The sequence below is a fragment of the Flavobacterium sp. K5-23 genome (genome assembly GCF_023278045.1).
GTDB lineage: Bacteria > Bacteroidota > Bacteroidia > Flavobacteriales > Flavobacteriaceae > Flavobacterium.
Genome location: NZ_CP056783.1, coordinates 62,620 through 78,694 on the forward strand (window position 1 = coordinate 62,620; position 16,075 = coordinate 78,694).

Genomic DNA, 16,075 nt, shown 5'->3' on the forward strand with positions numbered 1-16,075 from the left:
ATTACGCTTTTATCCAGTTAAAAAATCCAGCTAACGCTTTTGCAAATACCTCATCTACTCCCCAAGTTGCCAAGGCAAATAAAACAGAGAAAATCGCAACAATAATAGTTAGACGTTGCACCTCAGCCCATTCTGGCCAAGACACATTAGACTTCAACTCTTCAAATGATTCTGATATGTAATTTACAATTTTTGTCATTATGATATATTTTTTTTGCACGGGCGGAGGGATTCGAACCCCCATCAACGGTTTTGGAGACCGCTATTCTACCCTTGAACTACGCCCGTAGTAAAAGCCAGTGACAACATTGAAGTAAATCAACTGGCTTTATATTTATTATAGTATTAAGCTACTATCTCAGTTACCTGACCAGCACCTACTGTTCTACCACCTTCACGGATAGCGAAACGTAAACCTACATTCATTGCAATTGGACTTAACAAAGCTACATTGATAGTTAAGTTATCTCCTGGCATTACCATCTCTACTCCTTCTGGTAAAGTAATAACTCCTGTTACATCAGTTGTACGTACATAGAACTGTGGACGGTAGTTATTATGAAATGGAGTATGACGTCCACCTTCTTCTTTTTTCAAGATATAAACCTCAGCTTTAAAAGTAGCGTGTGGTTTTACTGAACCTGGCTTAATAATAACCATACCTCTTTTGATATCAGCTTTATCAATACCTCTTAACAATAAACCTACGTTATCTCCAGCTTCACCTCTATCAAGGATTTTACGGAACATCTCAACTCCTGTAATAGTAGAAGTTAATTTTTCAGCTCCCATACCAATGATTTCAACTGGATCTCCTGTATTAGCAATACCAGTTTCGATACGACCTGTAGCAACAGTTCCACGACCAGTAATTGTAAATGAATCCTCAACTGGCATCAAGAAAGGCTTTTCAGTATCACGAATTGGCTCTTCGATCCAAGAATCTACAGCTGCCATTAATTCAAGAATTTTTGGCACCCATGTTGGATCATTATTCAATCCTCCTAAAGCAGAACCTTGAATAACTGGACAGTTGTCACCATCATATTCATAGAAAGACAATAAGTCTCTAATTTCCATTTCAACTAATTCCAATAATTCCTCATCATCAACCATATCCACTTTATTCATGAATACAACCATTCTAGGAATACCTACCTGACGTCCTAAAAGGATATGCTCACGAGTTTGTGGCATTGGTCCATCTGTTGCAGCAACTACAAGGATAGCACCATCCATTTGAGCAGCACCTGTAACCATGTTCTTAACGTAATCCGCGTGACCTGGACAGTCAACGTGAGCGTAATGACGGTTAGCAGTTTCGTACTCTACGTGAGATGTATTAATTGTAATACCTCTTTCTTTTTCTTCAGGAGCATTATCAATTTGATCGAAAGATTTAGCTTGACAGTAACCAGCATCAGATAACACTTTAGTTATTGCAGCAGTTAATGTAGTTTTTCCGTGATCTACGTGTCCGATCGTACCAATATTTAAGTGTGGTTTCGAACGGTTAAAGGTTTCTTTTGCCATTTTACTTAGTTTTTAATCTTAATTATATATTTATTTCAATTTCTTACTTTTCCGAGCCAATGTCGGGAATTGAACCCGAGACCTCTTCCTTACCAAGGAAGCACTCTACCCCTGAGCTACATCGGCCTTTTTCATTATTTTAAAACAAGAAGCTCATAAAATTAAAGAAGCTAACTTCATTTAATATTCACAATTCTTAATTTAAAATTGCTTTGTGGGGAGAGCAGGATTCGAACCTGCGAAGTTTACACAGCAGATTTACAGTCTGCCCTCGTTGGCCGCTTGAGTATCTCCCCTTCAATTTTAATTTCAATTTTTCAAAAGAACAAATTTCAAATCCCAAATCAAAGGATTTTTTTCAATTTCTTTTTTTAGAGCCGGTGGAGGGACTCGAACCCACGACCTGCTGATTACAAATCAGCTGCTCTAGCCAACTGAGCTACACTGGCAATTTCAATAAAAAAAGTCCGCTATTTCTAACGGACTGCAAATGTAGAGATTTTATCTATTAATCAAAACTTTTTTTTGAAAAATTTTGCATTATGCGTGCGATCTTATCTTTTCTTTTCTTTTTACCAACATTCTTTCCAGTGTTTCCGCTGAAAGTTCAATCGCTTCCTCAAATGTCTTGCATTGCTTTTTTACCACAAAATCATCGCCAGGAACGTTTACTTTCACCTCTACGAATTTATTTTCTTTTTCACTTGTCTTTTCAACTTTCAAATACACATCTGAAGAAACTATTTTATCGTAATATTTCTCTAGTCTATCCATTCTCTCTTGAACATATTCTACTAGTTTTTTGTCAACAGCTAAGTTAACGGCGTGAACATTTACCATCATAATCATTCTTTTTTAAGAGTTAAACATTTTATGAATTATCACTTGTTTCTTGGATGAGCCTCCTTATGTACTTTTTTTAGTTCTGACAAACTATTATGTGTGTAGATTTGGGTTGACGCTAAACTCGAATGTCCTAATAATTCTTTTACTGAATTTAAATCAGCTCCGTTATTCAATAAATGAGTCGCAAACGTATGACGTAATATATGCGGACTTTTTTTTACTTTTTCGGAGACAGTACTAAAGTATGAATTTATTAACCGATACACAAATGAATTACTCAATTTTAAGCCTTTTTTTGTTAGAAAAAAAGAATCCACATCAACAATAACCTCAATCCCCTCTCTTTCTTTAATATAATCAGAAACCTGACCCTGTATAACTGACAACATAGGAAGCAACCTTTCTTTATTTCTTTTCCCAACAACCTTAATAGTACCATTAACCAAATCAACCCCACTCTTTTTCAAGAAGATAAGCTCCGCCCTCCGCATTCCAGTAGTATAAAACAAATCAATAATCAATCTATTTCTAATTTCATCTAATCCAGAAGGGTTTTGTGTGACCGACAGTACATTCCCAACCTCCTTTTCCGAAAACGGAATCTGCAGGCTTTTTGGAGTCTTTAAAGCTTTATGCTTTAACAATGGACTGATTTCTATTTGTTTGATTTTTAATAAAAACTTATAAAAAGCTTTCAAGGAAGAAATTTTTCGATTTACAGAGACATTAGACAATCCACCATCAACTAATGATACAATCCAACTTCTAATTTGACTATAATTAACCTTTATAATGTCATCTTGATCAAAATGCAACTCAATAAATTTTTGAAAGGAAAAAAGGTCGTTTAAATACGCATTAACAGTATGAGGAGAATACTTCTTCTCCAATTGTAGATAATCCCTGAATGCATTTGTATTTGTAACCATAAAAAAAACCGTTAGCATCAAAGTTATAAAACTTTGATGACTAACGGTAATTTATTTGAATAGATATTTATTAACTCTCTAAGTTATCTCTCATATTTTGGATATAAGCCGCTTTTTGAATTTTGATTCTATTAGTAACTGATGGTTTAATAAAAGCAGTTCGTGCTCTTAATTGACGTACAGTTCCTGTTTTATCAAATTTTCTTTTATAGCGCTTTAATGCTCTATCGATATTTTCTCCGTCTTTAATTGGTATAATTAACATAATTTTGACACCCCCTTTCGTTAAGTGTGCAAAAGTAAACATTATTTCGACTTAAAGACTATAAATTGGTAATTATTTTGGGTGTGCCGGCAAAACACAATATGATTCCAAAACAACTTCTCATTTGCCGTCAGGCTATTCGCTACAATCTTTTATTCGTTTGCACTTCATAAAAGGATTTCCACTACTATCCTTCACACAAAAAAAAGAGCCAATATATTAAAATTGACTCTTCCCTTTATTTTTAACCTTGAATGCTATTATTTCACAGCAGGCTTATAATTTTGATTGTCAATTATCATTTTTGATAAAATCTCCTTAAGGATTTCTGAAGTCCCTCCTCCTATTGGTCCTAAACGACTATCTCTAAACATACGTGCTAAAGGATATTCTTCCATATAACCATAACCTCCTAACATTTGTAAGCAACTATATATTGTCTCATCAGCTACTTTTGTAGATTTCAATTTAGCCATAGTAGCCTCCTTAACAACATATTCCCCTTTGTCTAATCTAGCTACAGCAGCATAATTAAACACTTTGCAATGCTCAACATCTGTCGCGTGCTCTACTATTGTATGCCTTAATGCCTGGAACTTATTTATTGTTTTTCCAAATGCTTCTCTCTGAGACATATATTCTATCGTATAATCAATTGCATACTCAGCTCTTGCGTGAGCATTAATAGCCATAATTAAACGCTCTAAAGCAAAGTGTTGCATAATATAAGGGAATCCTTTTCCTTCTTCTCCCATTAAATTTTCAGCAGGAATTTCTACATTATCAAATGCAATTTCTGCAGTATCCGAAGCTCTCCAGCCTAATTTATCAAGTTTTACAGCGGAAATTCCTTTTAGATTGCTATCCATCAAAAACATACTAATCCCTTTGTTTCCAAGCTCGGGACTTGTTTTTGCTGCAACTACATAATAATCCCCAAAAATACCGTTAGTTATGAAAGTTTTAGAACCATTAATAACATATTTATCCCCTTTTTTAACAGCTGTAGTACGCATACCCGCTACATCGCTTCCGCCAAATGGTTCTGTAATACATAAAGCTCCTATTTTATCTCCGGCAATACTTGGTGCTAAATAGTCACGTTTAATTCGCTCATCGCCTTCAGCGTTCAAATGCGTCATTGCTAAATAAGAATGTGCCCACATTGCAGCCGCAAAACCTGCTGATTTTATTTTTTGAAGTTCTTCTAAAAAAATAACGGTGTAAAATAAGTCTAAATTCAATCCACCGTAAACCTCAGGATAACGTATTCCGAAAAAGCCCATTTCCCCAAATTTTTTCCAAATAAAACGCTCGATTGAGCCTGTTTTCTCCCATTTTTCGATATGAGGTACAACTTCTTTTTGTAAAAAATCTTTTAAGCTCTCTCTAAATAATTGATGTTCTTCTGTGAAATAAATTGAATCCATATAATAATATTTTAATAAATTGTAATATTTGAAACTGTTTTAATTGAAGCGACAACAGGATTTTTTTTTCAAATTTATGAGATCTTGATCTACATAGCAGAACTGCGTTTTAAAGAAATAAAACATATAGCAAAAAGTCCATTTTGCAACCAATTAAAGAAAGTTTATATCACTTTCTTATACGCTTCTAATTAAAGTCCAAATATAAACCAATTATTTTGGCTTTTTCAACAGGAAACCCCTTAATTTTTATTAAATCCTCAATATTCTTTATATCACCATTCATACTCCTATAAGTTACTATTTCCTTCGCAAGAACATATTTAAAATAAGGAAATTGAGATATTTCCTTTAACGAGGCATTATTAATGTTTGTTTTTTTTAACTCAGGAAGGGTAACAACCCTAAAATGAGAATTTAAACTCGTGATTACATCAGGGGACAATCCCCAAACATCATTCATCTGCTCCATCGAAACAAAACCTCCAAGACTCTCTTTGTACTTCAATATCCTAAGAGAAATCGCCTCTCCAATTCCATAAATTTTAATCAAATCCTCTTGACTCGCCTTGTTAATATCAATTAATACAATTTTTTCTTTTTTGGCAAAAGCCGAATTCGTATAATTTACATATCCTTTGTATTCCTTTTTATTCTTAACCCAATCAGGAAATTTAAATAATGGAGCCATCACTTTTAGAAGAGAATCAGAGACCTGAGTAACGCTTTGAAACTCACTTGCTGAATTAACATATTTATTTTCCTTTCTAAACGAAAGAAGTCTATCAATTTCCTTAACCGACATTCCCAGTTTATACCCTTTATAATCAGTAATAAAATTAGGATTATACGGATAAATTTTAGGCAACTCCTTTATATTGTTTTCTTTCAAAGAATCAATTTGAGTTTGCAACGAAAGCCATTTTTGCTCATCAGGATCAGTTAATGAATTTGAAGTGAAATCCACAAAAAAACAAATCATTTGAAAAATGATAATTAATGACAATAATAAAAATATACCGTTACGCTGTTCTGATGAAAACTTAAAATAGGCGCTTATTTTTGAGAAAATCATTTGCTAAGAGAATTTATTTCAAGAGCACATTACAACCCTAACATTAGTTATTCATTTTGTTACAAACATTAAATCTATAAATTATTACACATATTAACTTAAATTTATTAAAAATAATCATAATTATCAGCCAATAAATACATACAAGACAATTTTGATAGCGAAAAATCATTTTTTTTCGAATTTAAAAATCAAATCAGTCTCAAAGCAGCACAATATTTTCCAACTTCAAATGAAATATTCTTTTTATTTTAAAAAAAACAATACATTTGAAAACTAATAACAATTAAAAACCAATAAATATATGTCAATTTGGAAAACAAAACCACTGTCGGTTTTACTAAATGAAGCGTCGGAAGACGAAAAAGGACTAAAAAGAACATTGTCTTCCCGTTCCTTGGTAGCTCTTGGAGTTGGAGCCATAATTGGAGCTGGATTATTTTCATTAACAGGTATTGCAGCGGCAGAACACGCAGGGCCAGCTGTGACATTATCTTTTATTTTAGCAGCAGTAGGATGTGCTTTTGCAGGTCTTTGTTATGCTGAATTTGCTTCTATGATTCCGGTGGCGGGTAGTGCTTACACCTACTCATATGCAACAATGGGAGAATTTATGGCGTGGATCATTGGATGGGATCTAGTTCTTGAATATGCATTAGGAGCCGCGACCGTTGGAGTAAGTTGGTCTCGATACCTTCTTGAATTATTAAACAAATATGGCATTCATCTGAATCCGAAATTTATATGTTCTCCCTGGGAAACCCTAACGTTAGGGGATGGATCAGTAATAGAAGGAGGATACATCAATCTTCCTGCTATCTTAATTGTATCAGCTCTTTCTTTATTATTAATAAGAGGTACAAAAGAATCAGCAAACATCAATAACTTCTTAGTTGTACTGAAAGTTATCGTTGTTATCTTATTTATAGTTTTAGGATGGCAATATATTGACCCTGCTAATTACGCACCTTACATTCCAGAAAACACCGGTGTTAAAGGACAGTTTGGATGGACAGGAATTGCAGCTGGTGCAGGAACTGTTTTCTTTGCCTTTATTGGTTTTGATGCGGTTTCAACTGCAGCACAAGAAGCAAAAAATCCACAAAAAGGGATGCCAATTGGTATTTTAGGGTCATTAGTAATTTGTACTATATTATATGTTTTATTTGCTCACGTAATGACAGGACTTGTTCCTTACTACAAATTTGTAGGTGATGCAAAACCTGCTGCAACTGCTTTTGCCGTTACAGGATACGGATTCCTTCAAACAGGATTAATTGTAGCTATTTTGGCAGGTTATACTTCTGTAATGCTTGTAATGTTAATGGGACAGAGTCGTGTATTTTACACAATGAGTAAAGATGGTTTGTTACCTCCATTCTTTGGAGACATTCACGCTAAATTCCGTACACCTTGGAAAACGAATCTATTCTTTATGGTATTTGTAAGTTTATTTGCTGGTTTTGTACCTGTAAGCGACTTAGGACATATGGTAAGTATTGGAACACTATTAGCATTCGTATTAGTTTGTATTGGAGTTTTGGTAATGCGTAAAAAAATGCCAGATGCACCAAGATCTTTCAAAACACCGTTTGTACCATTCGTTCCTATTGCTGGAGTTGTAGTGTGTGTGTATTTGATGTATTCACTTCCTTACGAAAGCTGGTTGCGATTAGTTATTTGGATGGCTATTGGAGTTGCACTTTACTTTGCTTATGGTAAGAAGAACAGTAAATTAAACAATCCAGATAAATAAATAATTTATCCTTAATATATCCTAAAAGGGATTCTGAAGTAATTAGTTTACTTTAGAATCCCTTTTTTATTTCAAATATAGATTTCTATAAATCGAATACAGAAGTGCGCTTAGCACGTATTAAATCTTTTAATTTAATCCAAAATGCTAGAGTTAGATACACACCAAAACCAAGTCCTGCAGTTACAAAAGATATATAAATAAAAAACAAACGAACACTTGTCACTCGCATCCCTAATTTATCAGCAAGACGAGAAGAAACATGAAAGCCATGTTTCTCAAAAAAATATTTAAGTTTTAATACCGCTCTCATTTAGTTGTCTTAATTAATGTTGCAAAAATAAACAATTTTAAAATAAGATTGATTAATCAATTATTTTTAAGCAATTCGATTCCTATACCACATTCCAAACACTTACTTTTTAAACAATATTCGGTTTTAAGCTGCAATAAAGATTGCGTATCAAAGGCATTCTTTGCTTTTACGTTAAAAGAATTAAACTTATCAATAATCGAATTTTTCTCGGGAGCAATTTCGTTTAGCAATAAAATTAAATTTTCAGAACAATCTTTTCCTTGGCTTTTTGCATAAGCAAATTGCAATGGAATTATAGTGTTTATAATAATCAAATCAACAAACGATTTAGTAAGTTTTTTAGACTTCTTAGGGCTCTCTTTGTCAAAATTATAATGATTTTGCCAATACAAAGATGCCGAAACTCGAAACAATTCGTAAATACTTTTAACTGAATTTAATGTATTGATTTTAGAAAATAAATTCAGCTGAATATGATATAAACCTGCAAGTTGAGAAAGTCGTATTGTAGGGAAATTATCAGGGCGATGTTTGAAAAACTGAAGAGGTTCAAAATGTTTTTTCTCCATTTTATGTTTATGTAACAAATAGAAATACCTGAATTTTAGATCTTTAAAATAATTATCTTCCTTGTCTAAATCCAGCAATCCAGAATTCCCAAACAACAAAGCTTCCAAATTTTCCTGTTCAAAACTTTCCTTTCTGATTATTGAAAACGGGATGGATTTGGCTATTTCATAAAACGATTCTCCATTGGTATTCAAACCGAAATTTTTAGCCAACAGACAAAACAAAACTGCTTCCCAATCATTATTTGTTTGTTCCAACAATTCGAAAATAGATTTTGATTTTCTCTCTAAACGCTCAAAAAATAGACGCTCTTGCCAGTTTTTCAAGGTAAAATCATTTACTGAACCTATGAGTTTCTCACAAAAAATCCAGGATTTAGGAGACATCAATGACTGATAATTAGTTAAAGTCTCTATATCAACATAACTTTTAAGTTCAAGAACAGCTATTTCAGAATTATTTTTTCTGAATATTTCGATGTCATGTTCCCATACTACGTGAAGAATAACATTTTCATAAGCCGGGTCTTTTTCATGATGATGCACATACCAATCAGAAGATTTTAGGTGTATCTCTACATTTCCTGCCCATTTTTGATCTCCAATTGTAATTTGTGCATTGAAAAAATCAGGACCTGCAAGCTCTAAATATTGCCCAACATTGACAATGGAAATCTCCTCCTTATTTGAAGTTTTTAAATTTAAAGTATCAAACTTCTTAAATTTCCAGAGATAATGGAGAAAATCTTCTTTCATCGAATAGCTATTTAGATACTAAAGTAATGAAAAAACAAACAACTTAACTTACAAAATTATAACTTTACGTATTATACATTACATTAAATATGATGATTTGATACTTTTAACGCATCAAATACAATTTAGCGCAAGCTCGCGCATCAGATAAAGCTTCGTGATGATTTAAAGCTATATTCATTGCACTGCAACAATCGCTTAGTTTTGTTGGCTTCAATCCTTTAGCCTTATAAATTTTCACTGTGCATTCCCAACGGATTCCTATGTTCAACTCATCATAATCTAAATTATATAACGCCATACATTTAGCCAACACATTTCGGTCAAAACTTTCATTATGAGCAACCACAACTCTATTTTGCAGGCGTTTTTTAATCTCAGGAAATACTTGTGCAAATGTTTTGGCATTAACTGTATCTCTAGGATAAATTCCATGTACTTTAATCGTAAAAGGACTATACTCGTTATTTGGTGGTTTTATAAGAGTCACAAACTCATCCACAATAACACCATTTTCAACGGTTACAATTCCTACGGAACATGGATGGTATGCTGTTGCAGTTTCAAAATCAATGGCTGTGAAGGTCATATTAATAAAATTGTTGATTGATAATATTTATAAAAATATAAAGTAAATTAAAAAAGCCACGAATTTCAAGAATTCACACAAAATGAATTTGTGTTTATTGATGTAATTCGTGGCAAAAAAAAAAAAAAATTAATAGGATTATTTAATTGACCCTATAATATCATATTTAGTAATAATATGGTGCTTTCCTTTTCCTAAATCAATTAAAACAGCTTCGTTTTCTTTGCTGAATAACTTAGAAACTTCTTCAATTGAAGTTCCCATTTTAACGATAGGATAAGGTTTGCCCATAATTTCACGAATAGGTCTTTCAGCAGAATTCTTGTCATTTACATAACTTTGAAATAAATCAGATTCATCCACAGACCCAACAAAACCTGTAATATCTATTACTGGTATTTGTGAAATTTTGTATTTACGCATTCTTTCAATTGCATGCGATACTAATTCTTCAGTACGTACAACAATTAATGGTTTTTCGATATGATCTTTGATTACATCTTCCGCTTTTTTAATTTCCTCATCCAGAAAACCTCTTTCACGCATCCAATCGTCATTGTACATTTTACCTACATAACGACTTCCTGAATCATGGAACATCACCACTACAACATCTTCAGGTTTAAAATGTTCTTTCAACTGCAATAAACCTTTAACAGCTGCACCGGCAGAATTTCCTGCAAAAATACCTTCTTCAAGTGCTATTTTACGAGTATACACTGCAGCATCCTTGTCTGTTACTTTTGTAAAGCCGTCGATTAAAGAAAAGTCAACGTTCTTTGGAAGTATATCTTCTCCAATTCCTTCTGTTATATAAGAGTAAATTTCGTTTTCATCAAAAATTCCAGTTTCGTGGTATTTTTTAAATACAGATCCATAAGTATCAATACCCCAAATTTTAATATTTGGATTTTTCTCTTTCAAATATTTTGCAATTCCTGAAATTGTTCCTCCAGTTCCAACACCAACAACAAAATGTGTTATTTTCCCTTCTGTTTGTTCCCAAATTTCAGGCCCAGTTTGTTCGTAATGTGCAATTGCGTTTGAAGGGTTGTCATATTGATTTACATACCAAGAATTTGGTGTTTCTTCAGATAATCTTTTGGAAACTGAATAATAAGAACGTGGATCAGTAGGTTCCACATCAGTAGGACAAACGACTACTTTTGCACCAACTGCACGCAAAATATCCATTTTCTCCTTGGATTGTTTGTCTGAAATCACACAAATTAATTTGTAACCTTTTATAATAGCAACTAGTGCTAGCCCCATTCCAGTATTCCCTGAAGTTCCTTCAATTATTGTTCCTCCTGGCTTCAATCTACCATCAGCTTCTGCATCAGCAATCATTTTAACAGCCATCCTGTCTTTGGCAGAATTTCCAGGATTAAAAGATTCAACTTTTGCAAGTACTAATGCTTCTACTTCTTTAGTGACTTTGTTTAATTTCACTAAAGGTGTATTTCCAATAGTTCCTAATATATTTTCTGCGTATTGCATTTTATTATAAGTTTAAGATTGTATGCTATTTTAAATATTGGTGCAAAGATAGTATTTTGTTATAAATATCAGCGTTCCCCATATTTTGAGTTTGAAAATACTTCGTTTACAAAATAATTTATGGTGGGAATTTCGAAATTAATTCATGAAATTCCATATTAATCCAAATCGAATGGTAAAATCACGGTATGGGTTATTAGGAGCAGAATAAAAGTTGTTTCCTGTAAAAGAAGAATTAAAATGCTCTGCCTTTAAATAAATTCTTGTACGTTGTATTTGAGCATTTATAAAAAAGTCGAGATTTGGATAATCCCCTATTTCTTTGGTGTTTTGAATAAAAAACTCTCCAATTACCGGATTATAATCATTTGCAAAATAACTTGAAAAATAATTTAAAGTTACTCCTGTCTGTAAAAACAATGCGTCTTTAAATAAGTAATCAGAATAGTATAATGTATTCCTTGTCACAATTTCTGGAACATTCAAGATAGCATCCTGCTGATCCGTTTTCTGGAATAAAATGGTGTTGTCCAATGCGAATTTACCAAACTGTATTTCTTTACTTAGTTTAAGCGAAAGATAATTTATAGTATTATTGTATTGACTTGGTGTCAGAATTTGTTTTTTAGAATCCGTTGATGTATTCGAAAAATATAAATGATCGTCCAATGTCAATAGTTTAAGTGATCCATCAAGCCAAGGAGTTGTGGCATTGATAGCAATAGAATTTATTTTTTCGTTTTTAAAATCATTAGACCAGTTGTAATGCACATAACTACTTTGATGTAAATTATAATTATCATTAGCCAACTTGTTTAAGTTTTGGTATTCGAATGAAAATTGAAAATCGTCATTCATATCATATTGCAATGTGGCATCTAGATTAGAAAGTGATTGGTTAGTTACAGCTCTAGAGTATAAAAATTTACCATTCCATTTGTTTTTTTGATACTCATATTGACCACCAATGCTGTTAATGTTTCTGGTTAATGAAGCAGGAACAGTTTTAGAATCAAAAAACAAAATCTGGTTGTAATATAAATTACTTCTAAAATCATCCGCAAAAAACTGAAATTTCCCAAGAGTAGTATTCTCATAGGTTAGCCCCACTTTGTTATACATCTTATTATAATGAGTTTGATCATTGATTCCTGAAGTAACAAAGGAATCTCCAAATCTATTATAGGTTTCTGAACCTACTGTTGAAGAAACAGTGGCTTGATTGTATTCGAAAAATTTGTTCTCGTAATTAAATTGATGATTAACATATAAATTGTTAGCTCCTTTAACTGAATTTACTCTTATGAAATGATCTAAAAAAATTCGTTTCCCTTTCAAAAAAGATTTTGCATCAGTAAGATATACTTCCAGTCTTTGACGGTTATCAAATCTAGGGTCTTCATTTTCAAAATCGGAAATTGTAGTAATACCTCCATTTTCCTCATTCATAATATCCTGATAGGTAAAATGAGCATTAGCAAAATAACGCTTATTTAAAGTGTTATAGCTAGTGGTAAATCTAAAGTTCCCTGTACTGGCTAACTGATTAATGTAATTTCCTGTGGAACGTAACCCTTTGTAAGCTAAAGAAAAGTTGAATCTAGGCGAAGTGTTTATGGTAAAAAAAGCATCTAGCGACTGCCCTTTTGCTACTACGGATTTAAAATACAATTCAGTAACCGGAGTAGCCACAGAACTATAAACAATTTGGTTAGCCTCCAAGAAGTTAAAATGTTTTGCTTTGAATCCTATTCCAGGATACGGTGAAAACTTGGTTAAGCCATATTGTAAAGTATTATAGGTTTGACCTTCATTTGAAAAAGCCAATAGCCCAAAATTATCTTTTCTTAAATAATTATGACTGTATTCTTTTTGAATGGTAAGTGAAGTATCCAGATAGGTTGTATCGCGTTCAATAGATATAAAACGATACATATCCATAGTCGCTTTTTTTAAACCATTAATTGATTGATTTGTTTTAGACTTAATAGGTTTAATTCTAACCTCTTTAGATTTATTATCATCAACAGTAGTATTCTTGTTTTGAGAATTGACAGAAATTGTCAGAATAAAAAGAAAGTAAAGGAATGTGTTTTTTGTCATTATATTAGTAACATTTGAGCAAAGATAATATAATTTAAACAAAAAAAACCATCCCAATTAGGGATGGTTTAGTAATATAAAAGATAAAGTTTATAACTTTAAATTTGGCCAATTTTTACCATCAGTTCTTGTTAATGTAGTATCTCCAAATTCACCATAATCATTTACCCAATGAAATGATAATTTTGTACCATTTACAACTAAGTTAGAAAAAGTGAAAATTTCATCATATTGATCTTTACCACTGTATGCGATTTTATTACAAATATCTGTTAGTTTAACATTTTTCGCAATATTACCAGGACCATACAGCCCTATCCAACCTCCAAAAGAAGCATCAGAAATAGCATATACTCCAGGAGTAGTTGCTGTAAAAGTCACATTACCAGTAACAGGACCAGCTACCCTACCACCACCAGGCTCACCCATTTTTGTCGTAGAATATGCATATGTACCACCTAAAGTAGATGTACAAGCTTTATAAATTAACAACTCAAAAGACTTCTTAGTAGGCTCTAAAGTAGCATTGTCTAAATTCCCTAAATTCAAAATCAACTTTACAGTTTCATTTGCGTTCAGATTATCAAAATCTCCAGTAACTACAATCTCACCTAAATAAGCACCTGCAGGAATAACTAAAGTAGCGGCATCAATTTTATATTGAGAAGCTAATGCAGTAGATTTAGCATCTACAGTTACAGGAATTACTCTACTTGCTGTTGAAACAGTTGAAATTGTAACACCAATTTTTACTGATGAAACACCAGTATCAACTACAGGCAAAGTAGCTGTAGTTTTAACAAATGCAGCAAGAGCTTGATCTCCCCCATACATTACCTTATCTTCTTCACAACTAGCAAAAGCTCCCATAAACAGAACTAATGCAGTTATTTTTAAAATATATTTTTTCATAATTATAAGTTATATTAGTTAGTTGCGTATCCTGGATTTTGCTGCGTTTTAATTGCTGCATTAGCACCAATTTCAGTTGCTGGAATAGGCATTGTAAATCTATAGTCCGTATTTGGAATACTACAAGCGTTGAAAACTGTACAATCTTCAGGAGCTCTATCGATTGCTACACCTGCTCTAACTCCAAGACGTTTTAAATCTAAGTATCTGTGACCTTCAAAACAAAGTTCAATTCTTCTTTGTTTTAAAATTTCAGCAAAAGCAGCTTTTTCAGTAGTCGCAACAGCGATTACTGGTGCAGTTCCTGCAACAAAACGAGCATTGTTAATCATTTGCAATTGAGCAGTTGAACCAACATAATCACCAGCATTAGCAAGAGCTTCCGCTTTTATGAAATACATCTCAGCTGAACGAAATATTTTAACATCGTTTAACTGTACAATTCCACCTGATCCAGGATATTTACCAATAACAATTTTATTGTTAGCTGGCTCAGAAGTAGTGCTCAAATAAGCTCTTCTTCTGATATCGTTAGGGTTATTTAACAAGTTGTATAAACTAGTACTCATTTCATAGAAAGGAGACCCACTTACTGTACTGTTTACAGAAGCCCATATACCATTGATTAATCTGTTACCTTGAACTCTTTCTAATTTGAAAATTACTTCATTATTAGTAGGAACAGCAACATCAGTCCAAATATTTAAAAACATAGAAGTGTTCTCAGTTGCAACAGTTGCAGATCTAGAAGTTAAAGGGTAAGCAGCAATTAACTCTGATGACAAAGTACTTGCAGTTACATAATCTCCTCTATAAGCAGCCATTCTAGCTCTAAAAGATTTTACAAAATCTCTAGAAACTAATGTACGATCAGCATTTAATGCGTTAGTACTTAAACCAGATACAAAATTAAGGTCAGCATTAATTAATGCAAAAACTTCACCATTTGTATTTCTAGGCAATTGTTGCGTCGTTTTTGGTACAAAATCAACTTTTATAACACCTAAAGCAGCGTCTTTTGTTAAATCTGTAGAAAAATGACTAAGTAAAACAAAATGTCCCCAAGCTCTTAATATGTGTGCTTGCGCAACAATATTATCATAAGTAGCTTTATCTGCTGCTTTTGGAGTAAATAATGCAGCACCTGCAATAACTCTGTTTGCTCTATTTATAAGAGAATAGTTAGTTCCCCAAATTTCAGCTGCGTCACCAGAACTTGTATTTAAGTTAAATACATATTCTCCACCATTTAAACCTTGACCTCCATTAGCAAATCCAATTGCAACTTCATCAGTAAAAACTGTACTAAAAGCAATAGGGCTTTCACCTGAAACAAATGCATAGACACCGTTTAGTCCAAGTTGTAAATCACCAACAGTCTGAAAAGTAACTTCAGGAGTTAATTCACCAGGCTGAACTATATCAATTGCATCCTCACAAGAAGAAAACAATGAAACGATCAATGCGAATAAAATAAAATTAATTTTTTTCATGTC

At 32.7% G+C, this 16,075-nt stretch carries 15 protein-coding genes and 4 tRNA genes; 1 reads left to right on the plus strand and 18 read right to left on the minus strand.

The window, feature by feature from the left end:
* Position 1: 1 nt before the first annotated feature.
* The 11 genes from secE to FLAK523_RS00315 all read right to left on the minus strand — a co-directional run bounded on the left by secE (position 2) and on the right by FLAK523_RS00315 (position 6,078).
* Positions 2 to 199: a preprotein translocase subunit SecE gene (secE, locus tag FLAK523_RS00265; RefSeq protein WP_248905161.1), complete on the minus strand. Its 198-nt coding sequence runs from the start codon at positions 197 to 199 to the stop codon at positions 2 to 4.
* A gap of 18 nt (positions 200 to 217) precedes the next feature.
* Positions 218 to 288, minus strand: a tRNA-Trp gene (locus FLAK523_RS00270).
* A gap of 57 nt (positions 289 to 345) precedes the next feature.
* Positions 346 to 1,533: an elongation factor Tu gene (gene tuf / locus FLAK523_RS00275; RefSeq protein ID WP_248905163.1), complete on the minus strand. Its 1,188-nt coding sequence runs from the start codon at positions 1,531 to 1,533 to the stop codon at positions 346 to 348.
* Between the two features lie 54 nt (positions 1,534 to 1,587).
* Positions 1,588 to 1,659, minus strand: a tRNA-Thr gene (locus tag FLAK523_RS00280).
* 89 nt (positions 1,660 to 1,748) lie between these two features.
* Positions 1,749 to 1,829 (minus strand) — tRNA-Tyr (locus FLAK523_RS00285).
* 79 nt (positions 1,830 to 1,908) lie between these two features.
* Positions 1,909 to 1,982: transfer RNA gene (locus FLAK523_RS00290), tRNA-Thr, on the minus strand.
* Between the two features lie 91 nt (positions 1,983 to 2,073).
* Positions 2,074 to 2,376, minus strand: a complete 303-nt coding sequence (gene raiA / locus FLAK523_RS00295) for a ribosome-associated translation inhibitor RaiA (RefSeq protein WP_248905165.1) — start codon at positions 2,374 to 2,376, stop codon at positions 2,074 to 2,076.
* A 38-nt stretch (positions 2,377 to 2,414) separates the two neighbouring features.
* Positions 2,415 to 3,308 carry a tyrosine-type recombinase/integrase gene (locus FLAK523_RS00300; RefSeq protein ID WP_248905167.1) on the minus strand — a complete coding sequence of 298 codons (894 nt, stop codon included), beginning with the start codon at positions 3,306 to 3,308 and terminating at the stop codon, positions 2,415 to 2,417.
* Between the two features lie 70 nt (positions 3,309 to 3,378).
* A complete protein-coding gene (rpsU, locus tag FLAK523_RS00305) occupies positions 3,379 to 3,573 on the minus strand; it encodes a 30S ribosomal protein S21 (protein WP_035670421.1) in 195 nt (64 codons plus the stop codon).
* A gap of 260 nt (positions 3,574 to 3,833) precedes the next feature.
* The gene (locus FLAK523_RS00310) at positions 3,834 to 5,003 is read right to left on the minus strand and encodes an acyl-CoA dehydrogenase family protein (protein WP_248905169.1); all 1,170 of its coding nucleotides are present in this window, start codon (positions 5,001 to 5,003) and stop codon (positions 3,834 to 3,836) included.
* A gap of 187 nt (positions 5,004 to 5,190) precedes the next feature.
* Positions 5,191 to 6,078 carry a helix-hairpin-helix domain-containing protein gene (locus FLAK523_RS00315; protein ID WP_248905170.1) on the minus strand — a complete coding sequence of 296 codons (888 nt, stop codon included), beginning with the start codon at positions 6,076 to 6,078 and terminating at the stop codon, positions 5,191 to 5,193.
* Between the two features lie 304 nt (positions 6,079 to 6,382).
* Between FLAK523_RS00315 and FLAK523_RS00320 the strand changes: the two genes are divergently transcribed.
* On the plus strand, positions 6,383 to 7,834 hold the full coding sequence (locus FLAK523_RS00320; RefSeq protein WP_248905172.1) for an amino acid permease: 1,452 nt from the start codon (positions 6,383 to 6,385) through the stop codon (positions 7,832 to 7,834).
* Between the two features lie 85 nt (positions 7,835 to 7,919).
* Here FLAK523_RS00320 and FLAK523_RS00325 read toward each other — a convergent pair whose 3' ends face one another.
* The 7 genes from FLAK523_RS00325 to FLAK523_RS00355 all read right to left on the minus strand — a co-directional run bounded on the left by FLAK523_RS00325 (position 7,920) and on the right by FLAK523_RS00355 (position 16,072).
* Positions 7,920 to 8,147: a PspC domain-containing protein gene (locus FLAK523_RS00325; RefSeq protein ID WP_248905174.1), complete on the minus strand. Its 228-nt coding sequence runs from the start codon at positions 8,145 to 8,147 to the stop codon at positions 7,920 to 7,922.
* A 56-nt stretch (positions 8,148 to 8,203) separates the two neighbouring features.
* Positions 8,204 to 9,475, minus strand: coding sequence for a DUF2851 family protein (locus tag FLAK523_RS00330; RefSeq protein ID WP_248905176.1), 1,272 nt, complete (start codon positions 9,473 to 9,475; stop codon positions 8,204 to 8,206).
* Positions 9,476 to 9,581: 106 nt separating this feature from the next.
* Positions 9,582 to 10,064, minus strand: a complete 483-nt coding sequence (locus FLAK523_RS00335; protein WP_248905178.1) for a 3'-5' exonuclease — start codon at positions 10,062 to 10,064, stop codon at positions 9,582 to 9,584.
* 138 nt (positions 10,065 to 10,202) lie between these two features.
* Positions 10,203 to 11,564 (minus strand): pyridoxal-phosphate dependent enzyme, encoded by a 1,362-nt coding sequence (locus FLAK523_RS00340; protein ID WP_248905180.1) that lies wholly within the window; start codon positions 11,562 to 11,564, stop codon positions 10,203 to 10,205.
* 138 nt (positions 11,565 to 11,702) lie between these two features.
* Positions 11,703 to 13,667 carry a putative porin gene (locus tag FLAK523_RS00345; protein WP_248905182.1) on the minus strand — a complete coding sequence of 655 codons (1,965 nt, stop codon included), beginning with the start codon at positions 13,665 to 13,667 and terminating at the stop codon, positions 11,703 to 11,705.
* Between the two features lie 90 nt (positions 13,668 to 13,757).
* Positions 13,758 to 14,579, minus strand: coding sequence for a hypothetical protein (locus FLAK523_RS00350; RefSeq protein ID WP_248905184.1), 822 nt, complete (start codon positions 14,577 to 14,579; stop codon positions 13,758 to 13,760).
* Positions 14,580 to 14,593: 14 nt separating this feature from the next.
* On the minus strand, positions 14,594 to 16,072 hold the full coding sequence (locus tag FLAK523_RS00355) for a RagB/SusD family nutrient uptake outer membrane protein (RefSeq protein WP_248905186.1): 1,479 nt from the start codon (positions 16,070 to 16,072) through the stop codon (positions 14,594 to 14,596).
* Between the last annotated feature and the right edge of the window lie 3 nt (positions 16,073 to 16,075).